Below are 9,833 nucleotides of genomic sequence, written 5' to 3'. Positions count from 1 at the left end.
GACGACGCTGACGTGGTTTGAAGAGATTTTTGAAGAGTATAAAACACAAGCAAAAACCTCCACATCAAGTGGAGGCAATCTCTTTTATCAATACAATTTTAAGTCACGAGGGTCAACTGGGAAAGTTGGATTGTATGGGTTGTGACGAAGCTTGAAGTGTTTGACATCTTCAATAGTCTGAGTTCCAGACAACTGCATAACTGTCTTCAATTCCGCATTCAAGTGTTCAAAGACTTGGCGTACACCGACACTACCACCGAGAGCCAAGCCATAGATAACCGGGCGACCAATAGCTACCAAGTCTGCTCCTGAAGCCAGAGCTTTAAAGACGTGTTGACCACGACGAATACCTGAGTCAAAGACGATTGGCACACGTTTATCAACTGCTTCTGCTACTTCTTGAAGTGAGTCAAAGGCAGCTGGTCCACCGTCAATTTGGCGACCACCGTGGTTGGTTACCCAGATACCAGAAGCCCCTGCAGCAAGCGAACGTTCAACGTCCTCACGGCATTGTGGTCCCTTGACATAAACAGGAAGTCCTGAGTATTCAGCGATAAATTCTACATCACGTGGAGACAAGCGTTGTTTAGCTGATTTGTAAACAAAATCCATTGATTTACCAGCACCTTCTGGCAGATATTCCTCAACAATCGGCATGCCAACTGGGAAGACAAAACCATTACGCTTGTCCACCTCACGATTGCCTCCTACAGTCGCATCTGCCGTTAAGACAATCGCTTTATATCCTTCAGCCTTCACACGATCCATGATGTGGCGGTTAATCCCGTCATCTTTACTAAAGTAAAATTGGAACCAATGAGGTGTCCCTTGAAGGGCTTCTGTAATTTCTGGAAGATCGACAGTAGAGTAGGAACTGGTTGTATAGAGGGAACCAAATTCATGCACACCACGCGCAGTCGCCACTTCACCCTGTTCATTTGCCAATTTATGAGCCGCAACAGGCGCCATAATGATTGGTGAAGACAATTTTTCACCTGCAAATTCAATCTCTGTACTTGGATTTTCTACATTGCAAAGTGTATGAGGAACGATGAGCTTGTGGTTAAAGGCACGAATATTCTCACGCAAAGTGAAAGTATCTTCCGCCCCACTAGCGATATAGCCAAATGCTGCTTTAGGGATAACTTGTTGCGCCATTGGCTCCAAATCATAGGTATTGATGAAATCTACATGACCTTCTGCATTGCTTGTTTTGTATGACATAAAATGCCCTCCTTAATAAGTAAGCGTTTACTTTGTATATTACAAAAATATCTTAACTCTTTTTTCAAAACTTTTCAAATATTTTGTTTGGAAATTTCAGAAATTTTATGTCTATGATAAAAAATCCTTATAACGGCAATAAAAAATAGATATTATCCAAAGAAGATTTTAAGTGCTACAATAACTGTATTATTTCTAGATAGGAGGTTCTATTTTTGGATTGGTCCATTGTTGAACAATATCTACCACTATATCAAAAGGCATTCTTTCTGACCTTGCATATTGCAGTTTGGGGAATTTTGGGATCCTTTCTGCTCGGTTTAATCGTTAGTATCATCCGGCATTATCGAATCCCCGTCTTGGCGCAAGTAGCGACAGCCTACATTGAATTGTCACGCAACACACCCCTTTTGATTCAACTCTTCTTTCTCTATTTCGGTCTTCCCCGAATAGGGATTGTCCTATCTTCGGAAGTCTGTGCTACTCTGGGACTTGTCTTTTTAGGAGGCTCCTATATGGCAGAATCTTTCCGAAGTGGGCTGGAAGCCGTCAGTCAAACCCAGCAGGAGATTGGATTAGCAATCGGTCTGACACCTCTACAGGTCTTTCGCTATGTGGTTCTTCCGCAAGCAACAGCGGTGGCCCTACCGTCTTTTAGTGCCAATGTCATTTTCCTGATCAAGGAAACCTCTGTTTTCTCAGCAGTAGCTTTGGCCGACCTCATGTACGTCGCCAAGGACTTGATTGGGCTCTATTATGAGACAGACATTGCGCTAACTATGTTGGTAGTTGCTTATCTGATGATGCTTCTACCCATCTCACTGGTCTTTAGCTGGATAGAAAGGAGGCTCCGCCATGCAGGATTCGGGAATCCAAATACTCTTTCAGGGAAATAATCTCCTGAGAATCTTACAGGGATTGGGCGTTACGATTGGGATATCTATCCTGTCTGTCCTCTTATCCATGATATTCGGAACAGTCATGGGAATCATCATGACCTCCCATTCTAGAATCGTACGATTTTTGACACGATTGTATTTAGAATTCATCCGTATCATGCCCCAGCTGGTGCTACTCTTCATCGTTTACTTTGGCTTGGCTCGAAACTTTAATATCAATATCTCAGGTGAGACTTCAGCTATTATCGTTTTTACCCTCTGGGGAACAGCTGAAATGGGGGACTTGGTCCGTGGAGCCATCACTTCCCTCCCCAAGCATCAGTTTGAAAGTGGACAGGCGCTAGGTTTGACCAACGTTCAACTTTACTACCACATCATCATCCCACAGGTTTTGAGAAGACTGCTACCGCAGGCCATTAACCTTGTTACTCGGATGATTAAAACCACTTCCTTGGTCGTTTTGATTGGGGTTGTGGAAGTGACCAAAGTTGGACAACAAATCATCGATAGCAATCGCTTAACTATCCCAACCGCTTCCTTTTGGATTTATGGAACCATTCTGGTCTTGTATTTCGCAGTCTGCTTTCCTATTTCCAAACTATCCACTCACTTAGAAAAACATTGGAGGAACTAAATGTCTGAAACTATCTTAGAAATCAAGGAACTAAAAAAATCCTTCGGAGACAATCCCATCCTCCAAGGTCTATCTCTAGATATCAAAAAAGGGGAAGTTGTCGTCATCCTAGGGCCATCTGGTTGTGGAAAAAGTACCCTCCTTCGTTGCCTCAATGGCTTAGAAAGTATTCAAGGTGGAGATATTCTTCTGGACGGTCAGTCTATCGTTGAAAATAAAAAAGATTTTCACCTAGTTCGCCAAAAGATTGGCATGGTCTTTCAAAGTTATGAACTCTTTCCCCATCTGGATGTCCTTCAAAACCTCATCCTAGGTCCTATCAAGGCTCAGGGAAGAGACAAGAAGGAAGTAACGGAAGAGGCTTTGCAACTACTGGAACGCGTGGGTTTGCTTGATAAACAACATAGCTTTGCTCGTCAATTATCTGGCGGACAGAAACAACGGGTTGCAATTGTCCGTGCCCTCCTCATGCATCCAGAAATCATCCTTTTTGACGAAGTGACTGCTTCGCTGGATCCAGAAATGGTGCGTGAGGTGCTGGAACTTATCAATGATTTGGCCCAAGAAGGCCGTACCATGATTTTAGTAACCCACGAAATGCAGTTTGCCCAAGCTATTGCCGATCGGATTATCTTCCTCGACCAAGGGAAAATTGCTGAAGAAGGAACGGCTCAAGCCTTCTTCACAAATCCACAAACCAAACGAGCCCAGGAATTTTTAAACGTCTTTGACTTTAGCCAATTTGGCTCATATCTATAAAGGAGATTCTTATGAAACTACTCAAACCACTCTTAACTGTTTTGGCACTTGCCTTCGCCCTTATCTTTGTCACAGCTTGTAGCTCAGGTGGAAACGCTGGTTCATCGTCTGGTAAAACCACTGCCAAGGCTCGCACTATCGATGAAATCAAAAAAAGCGGTGAACTGCGAATCGCCGTATTTGGAGACAAGAAACCCTTTGGTTACGTTGACAATGACGGTTCTTACCAAGGTTACGATATTGAACTTGGGAACCAATTAGCACAAGACCTTGGTGTCAAGGTTAAATACGTTTCAGTCGACGCTGCCAACCGTGCTGAATACTTGATTTCAAACAAGGTGGATATTACCCTTGCCAACTTTACAGTGACTGATGAACGTAAGAAACAAGTTGATTTTGCCCTTCCATATATGAAAGTTTCACTTGGAGTCGTATCACCTAAGACTGGTCTCATTACAGACGTCAAACAACTTGAAGGTAAAACCTTAATTGTCACAAAAGGAACGACTGCTGAGACTTATTTTGAAAAAAATCATCCAGAAATCAAACTCCAAAAATACGACCAATACAGTGACTCCTACCAAGCTCTTCTTGACGGACGTGGAGATGCCTTCTCTACTGACAATACGGAAGTCCTAGCTTGGGCGCTTGAAAATAAAGGATTTGAAGTAGGAATTACTTCCCTCGGTGACCCAGATACCATTGCAGCAGCAGTTCAAAAAGGGAACCAAGAATTGCTAGACTTCATCAATAAAGATATTGAAAAATTAGGTAAGGAAAACTTCTTCCACAAGGCCTATGAAAAAACACTCCACCCAACCTACGGTGACGCTACTAAAGCAGATGACCTGGTTGTTGAAGGTGGAAAAGTCGACTAAGTTTTAAAAATAAAAACGGACAAGACTAGAATTCTGGTAATCAGAATCTCTATCTTGTTCGTTTTTATTTAATCTATCATAGATGCGATTTCCATCATTGCCACAACGTTTGTTGGATTATCAGAAGTCAATGAATGATTTGCGAACCCAAGAGCTACACGGAATTGTACATTCTTGTTTGCTGGGCTATAACCATCTCCTATCATCATAGCTGCATAGTGACCTTTAGAGTGTTTCCATCTAGTATAGAAATTATGAGCTAATGCCTTTTCATTTGTAAGACTCACAATATCCCAAACATCAGTTGCTTCTGCTGCGTTTTCTGTCATTGCATTTGTTTGTTTGTAGAACTCTGGATCATAAGCAGTTGACCAACGAGAACCATCAGGACGTTTATGCTTGCCTTCCTTCTTACCTTGATAACGTAAAGATCCATGATCTGCCATTTCATTAGCACGAATATTAGCAACTCGAGTTAATTCGCTATCATCTGCTGCGATTGTTGCAGGAGTCAAGCCTTTACGAGTGCGTTCTTCATTAAGAAGTTCCATGAAGTGTTCATTAAGTTTACGATTATCTACAATCTGTTCAAGCTTGTCAAGTTCTGCTTGAGAAAGGCGAGAAGCTTTCCAAACTGAGATAAGTCCACTGTCTCGAGGAAGATCATCTCCGTCATCTGTTTCATCAACAGCCACACGATCTTTATCAGCTTGAGAAAGATTATCATGTAGGTACTTGGCGCTACGGTGATCTTCATTGTTTGGATCCAAACCATTTTCACCTAAGCTCTTAATATCTTTCCATGTACCATCAATGTCGTAGTTATCATCATTAATTGGAACCACAACATCTGTTGGATCAGCGATACGTTTTTTCTTAGTACCATTAAAGGTAATTGTATCAACTGCATCCTTAGTTTCAACTAACTCACGACTTTTAACAGTTCGTTCACCAGTTTTGTTGTTTACTGAAATAACTTTGCGGTAACGTTTGAATCCGTCACGCCCATTTTCAGTACGACTTTCACCCTCAAAAAGGTTAGAGTCATTTTCAGTTCGAGAACCATGAGAAATTGTTTCAATTTCTTCTTCAGTAACTTCAGACATCAATTTCTTAGTTCCATAATGAACAACTTTTTGTTTTGCTGGAATAGAGTTGATAAGTTCACGACTTACTTCGGTACGGTTTTGATTTTCATCATTAATGTACTTAACTTTGTAAGTCTCTTTACCATTTACCGCTTCTTCAACAGTTTCATCACCTTCAAAAAGGTTTGAGTCGGCAACACGTTTTTCACCTTCAGCGGTAATAACCTTATCTTCGTTAGCATAAGTGTAACGATCTTTAGTTCCAACTTCGACTACCTCATCCACTGCTGGAACAGTTTCAGTATTGATTAGCTCACTCTTAGCAAGTTTACCATCTTCATAGTAGTCTTTGTAGTTTTCGATGATTTCACCGTTTTTACCTTTAGTTTTAACAACTCGTTGATCAGAGAAAAGTTTATCGCTTTTAACTTCAACAGTCTTGAAGTTTTCCCCAGCTTTTCGCTCAACTCGAGTTTTGTTTTCAGTTAAAACTTTATGTGTTCCAACTCGAACAACCTCTTTAACCGGTTTCACTTCATCGCTTTTAACCACAGATGAACGACCATTCCCGTAAACAATTGTAGTTTCTGTATAAGAGCCTTTTTGACCCTTAGTTTCTACTACACGTTTACCTTCATTAAGGGTCTCGTCCTTAACTTCTTCAGTTTCGTAATTTACTTCAACTGTTCGAGAAGTGCGACTTGTTTCCACGTTTTCACCAGTTCCAATTTCTACAATTTCATCAACTGCTGGAACTTCATTTTCTCGTTTTTCATCACGAGAAACTTCCGTACCGTCTGGAGTGGTTACAACTGTAGTAACAAGTTCATAAGAACCATCCTTACCAGCTTGAATTACTTTTTTCTCACCTTTAGAAAGGTCTGGATTTGTGTTGCTAGTAACTTTATATTCAACTTTGTGAGTTTCACGAGTTACAGTTTCAATGTTTTTCTTAGCAACTTTTATTCCAACATGAATAACTCTATTTTTTGCTTCTTTTTGAGTAGAAGAAACAAGAATTCGACCAGTTTCCACACCGTCTTCAAGTGTTACAGTGTAGACTTCAAGTTTTTCACCAGCTTTACCGGCTTCTACCTCTTTTTCTACTCCAGCATCCAAGTTTTCATCTGGAACGTATTCTGTACCAGGGAGAATAGGAGTGCGAACCACCTCTTCTTTTGTAGTACGAACCACTTCTTTAGAAGTTTTAGTACCAACATGGATAACTTTATCAACTGCAGGAGTTGTTTGAGTTCCTGTTGCTACACGACTAACTTCTACACCATTTTCAATGGTAATTGTGTAAGTTGTTTCTGTTTTTCCTGCAACACCTTCTTGAACAACTTGAGTTTCACCAACATTAAGATTTGTATCTGGGACATGTTGGACTCCAGGTTCAATTATAGAAGTTTCTACTTCAGTTCGAGTAGTTACAACTTTTTTAACTTCAGGCTGAGCTGGAATGGCTGGCTGAGCTTCTACAGCTGGTTTAGCAGGCACTTCTGGTTTTGCTGGAGTAGCAGGTTTAATAACTTCTTCTTTAGTTGTTTCACCCACTACAGTAGTAGTTTTACCAGTTTCAACTTGACCTTTATCACCTGGCAAGTTTGCTTGATTATTTTCAACCTTATCTTTTTTCTCTTCTAAAGTTTTTTCTTCTTTAGTTGGAGTACCAGTTGTTTGGTCTTTGTTTTCTGGAACAGTTGGAGTTGTAACTTTAGTTTCAACTTCTTTTTTCTCTTCCTTTTTATCTAAGACCTTATCTTTTTCTGGTTTAGCTTCAGGCAATGCAGGCTGAACTTCAGGAGTTCCTTTTTCGATAATTACCAATTCAGGCAGTTTAGGTTGAACTTCGGGAGTTCCTTTTTTGCTAACTACCAATTCTGGAAGTTTAGGTTGAACTGCTGGGATGCCTTTATCATCTTTAACTTCAAATGATGGGTTGATGTTTACTTCAACCTTTTTAGTTAGGTTATCAGATTTTTCCAATATTTTATTATCTTTATTACCTACTTCTGATCTAGAAACTTGCTCAACTTCTTCACCCTCAGTTCTTACCTGTGACTTAAGCTTTTCCTCTACCTTAGTTATTTCTGATAATTTTTCATATGATTTATAAAGAGATTTAATCGAATCTTCAGCACCAATTTTTTTAGTAGCTACAAATGCTTTAGCCAATTCCTCTTTGGCTTCTACTTTAGGTAGAAAACTCTTCTCTGTTTCTTTAATAGTATCAGTTGTTGTGTATTCTTTTTCTTTTGAAGAAGAGTCTGAAACGGTAACACTTTCACATTGTCCTTGATTTTGACTCGATTGATTTTGCAACACAACTGTTCCAGCTGAAATTCCTAAAAGCGCTACAATTGCTGCTGAGATTACCCAACCTCTTCTACCTTTTTTCAAAGTCTTTTTTTCATTAGTATTTTGTCTATCCATCTTTATTTTCCTGACTTTTCAATGATTATATTTTTACATACTTAAACTATCTAATATATTTTTTAGAAAAACGATAATTTCTAACAGTACCTATAATGCCTCCTAGACTACATGTAAATAAAATCAAAATAAAAATGGAAAAGCTATCGCCAATTACTTTAATACTATATAGATAATTAAAAATTAAAAATAAAGGTAGCGAAATCGGCAGTATAGTACAGCTCACAGCAGCTCGTCTCATTTCTTTGGTCTCTCCACTCATAAACCAAGTCAAAGGTAAAAATCTCATCCAGTTTAAATATTCTTTCTGTTGGATTTTTTCTTCAAACAAATGAGTAAATAAAGTATAAAACGGCAATGCGACATAGTAAGTTGCTTTGACTAAAAAGTACATTACAGTTATAAAAATGGCAAACCCCCACCACATATCTCTAACTGTTTGATCAATATCACTTTCATATTTCGGTTTTCCAAACATCTTATTTCTCCTAATCTATTATTTCATTAAATTTGTAAATGTATTAATTGTTGTCATTTTGTTATTGTAATCAACTTTTCTTTGTAATTCTTGAAACTGATAATTTAATTGCTCTGTCCTCAGCATGTCTTCATACATATTTTGCGCTTGTCCTAAGTCATAGGCTCTACCTTGATCAATTACATTAACCATATAAGCAAAAGCAGCAAAATGAATATCTAACCCTGCTTGTTGCCTTGCATAAACAAATGGAATACTATTCAATTTCTCCATACAATAGTTTCTAGCTTGAGCAACTTCATCCTTATGTTTTTTTACTTGATCTGCTATTGGTTTTTCATGCTTCACTCGTTGATAAGCAAAATAAATTGGAGACCATAGCAGAACCCATGCTCCCACCCAAAGGGAGTATTCAAAAGGTTTACTTAAGATTCCTAAACCAGAACTAGAAAATTCACCAAGTCTATCTATATAAGCAACTAAGAACAATGAACCTAAAATTCTAAAAATCCATCCCAAAACACTTAATTTCGGGTTGATAAGAGAAACATGTTTTCCATCTACTATATAAAAATACTTAGTCAGATCTTCTACTCTTTTAGACCAAATAGCAGCTTCAACTATTAAGTTTCTACTACGTTTAGGCTCTTCTATTGTCGAAAGATATTCTTGTAAAACAGTCTGGTATGATTGCGGATTAGCGATAGGATAATATTCATATTTTTTGCCTTCTGCAGTAATGACATCAAATGAATGGTATGCACCATTATCAAAAACTTCAGACCAATGTTTATTTGGCAACCTCCCTTTTACATAGGCTTCCCAAATAGTCCATTCATCAAACAAATCTGACTTAGATTCATCCGGAATAATTCCTAAAAAATAATCTAACTCATTCTCCTCTTGAGAAATAATATCATTCTTATTCATCCATAAGTCTCCTTTCCTTGTTATTTTATCATATTGTGGATATATACACAATATGAAGTCAGATACTTTTTTCTTATAATTAAGTAAAAGGAGTTGATGACGATAATCAGTTTTAACCCACTCTGGGCTACAATGAAGAAAAAAGAAGTTTCTCAATACAAGTTATTAAAATCCGGAGTTGATAATAAAACTCTTGACAGCCTAAAGAAAAATAAAAACATAACTTTACTAACTTTAGAAAAGCTATGTCGGATTTTAGACTGTCTTCCAAATGATATCGTTGAATTTATCGAAGAAACTCCTGATTCTAATATTCGTAACACATTTATCTAGTTCTAATATTTATTCTTATGTCATAATATCTACGTTATCTACCCTCCCTACCATTGGTCACAATATAAAACAAGTAATACTCTTCAAACCACATCAGCTTCACCTTGGATTATATATGTGACTGACTTCGTCAGTCTTATCTACAACCTCAAAGCAGTGCTTTGAGCAACCGGC

The 9,833-nt window shown here is 38.5% G+C and carries 9 protein-coding genes; 5 read left to right on the top strand and 4 right to left on the bottom strand.

What is annotated here, in order from left to right; translation table 11 throughout:
- Positions 1-87: 87 nt before the first annotated feature.
- The gene (gene lctO / locus SMSK597_RS06130) at positions 88-1,224 is read right to left on the bottom strand and encodes an L-lactate oxidase (RefSeq protein ID WP_000120723.1); all 1,137 of its coding nucleotides are present in this window, start codon (positions 1,222-1,224) and stop codon (positions 88-90) included.
- 215 nt (positions 1,225-1,439) lie between these two features.
- Between lctO and SMSK597_RS06125 the strand changes: the two genes are divergently transcribed.
- The 4 genes from SMSK597_RS06125 to SMSK597_RS06110 are packed head-to-tail and all read left to right on the top strand — an operon-like array spanning position 1,440 to position 4,394.
- Positions 1,440-2,120 (top strand): amino acid ABC transporter permease, encoded by a 681-nt coding sequence (locus SMSK597_RS06125; protein WP_000384095.1) that lies wholly within the window; start codon positions 1,440-1,442, stop codon positions 2,118-2,120.
- Positions 2,080-2,757, top strand: a complete 678-nt coding sequence (locus tag SMSK597_RS06120; RefSeq protein WP_001154125.1) for an amino acid ABC transporter permease — start codon at positions 2,080-2,082, stop codon at positions 2,755-2,757. The genes SMSK597_RS06125 and SMSK597_RS06120 overlap by 41 nt, the downstream gene beginning before the upstream one ends.
- A complete protein-coding gene (locus tag SMSK597_RS06115; protein ID WP_000004999.1) occupies positions 2,758-3,516 on the top strand; it encodes an amino acid ABC transporter ATP-binding protein in 759 nt (252 codons plus the stop codon).
- Between the two features lie 11 nt (positions 3,517-3,527).
- Complete coding sequence (locus SMSK597_RS06110; protein ID WP_000771296.1) at positions 3,528-4,394, top strand: cysteine ABC transporter substrate-binding protein; 867 nt, start codon at positions 3,528-3,530, stop codon at positions 4,392-4,394.
- 68 nt (positions 4,395-4,462) lie between these two features.
- Here the strand turns inward: SMSK597_RS06110 and SMSK597_RS12520 are convergent, their stop codons facing one another.
- From SMSK597_RS12520 to SMSK597_RS06095, 3 genes are read right to left on the bottom strand one after another with little or no spacing between them, the layout of a single operon-like run.
- Complete coding sequence (locus SMSK597_RS12520; protein WP_004237691.1) at positions 4,463-7,918, bottom strand: G5 domain-containing protein; 3,456 nt, start codon at positions 7,916-7,918, stop codon at positions 4,463-4,465.
- A gap of 46 nt (positions 7,919-7,964) precedes the next feature.
- Positions 7,965-8,396, bottom strand: coding sequence for a hypothetical protein (locus SMSK597_RS06100; protein WP_000467199.1), 432 nt, complete (start codon positions 8,394-8,396; stop codon positions 7,965-7,967).
- An 18-nt stretch (positions 8,397-8,414) separates the two neighbouring features.
- Positions 8,415-9,326 carry a hypothetical protein gene (locus tag SMSK597_RS06095; protein WP_001038618.1) on the bottom strand — a complete coding sequence of 304 codons (912 nt, stop codon included), beginning with the start codon at positions 9,324-9,326 and terminating at the stop codon, positions 8,415-8,417.
- Positions 9,327-9,422: 96 nt separating this feature from the next.
- Between SMSK597_RS06095 and SMSK597_RS06090 the strand changes: the two genes are divergently transcribed.
- On the top strand, positions 9,423-9,659 hold the full coding sequence (locus SMSK597_RS06090) for a helix-turn-helix domain-containing protein (RefSeq protein WP_000152611.1): 237 nt from the start codon (positions 9,423-9,425) through the stop codon (positions 9,657-9,659).
- The last annotated feature ends 174 nt before the right edge of the window (positions 9,660-9,833 follow it).

The sequence above is a fragment of the Streptococcus mitis SK597 genome (assembly GCF_000148545.1).
GTDB lineage: Bacteria > Bacillota > Bacilli > Lactobacillales > Streptococcaceae > Streptococcus > Streptococcus mitis_C.
The sequence above is the reverse complement of the archived record's forward strand: the minus strand, read 5'-3'. Positions and strand labels throughout refer to the sequence as shown.

Bases quoted from the DNA above. Each gene is read 5' to 3' on its own strand.
- lctO (WP_000120723.1), bottom strand. From the start codon at position 1,224: ATGTCATACAAAACAAGCAATGCAGAAGGTCATGTAGATTTCATCAAT.
- SMSK597_RS06120 (WP_001154125.1), top strand. From the start codon at position 2,080: ATGCAGGATTCGGGAATCCAAATACTCTTTCAGGGAAATAATCTCCTG.
- SMSK597_RS06115 (WP_000004999.1), top strand. From the start codon at position 2,758: ATGTCTGAAACTATCTTAGAAATCAAGGAACTAAAAAAATCCTTCGGA.
- SMSK597_RS06110 (WP_000771296.1), top strand. From the start codon at position 3,528: ATGAAACTACTCAAACCACTCTTAACTGTTTTGGCACTTGCCTTCGCC.
- SMSK597_RS12520 (WP_004237691.1), bottom strand. From the start codon at position 7,918: ATGGATAGACAAAATACTAATGAAAAAAAGACTTTGAAAAAAGGTAGA.
- SMSK597_RS06100 (WP_000467199.1), bottom strand. From the start codon at position 8,396: ATGTTTGGAAAACCGAAATATGAAAGTGATATTGATCAAACAGTTAGA.
- SMSK597_RS06095 (WP_001038618.1), bottom strand. From the start codon at position 9,326: ATGAATAAGAATGATATTATTTCTCAAGAGGAGAATGAGTTAGATTAT.
- SMSK597_RS06090 (WP_000152611.1), top strand. From the start codon at position 9,423: ATGACGATAATCAGTTTTAACCCACTCTGGGCTACAATGAAGAAAAAA.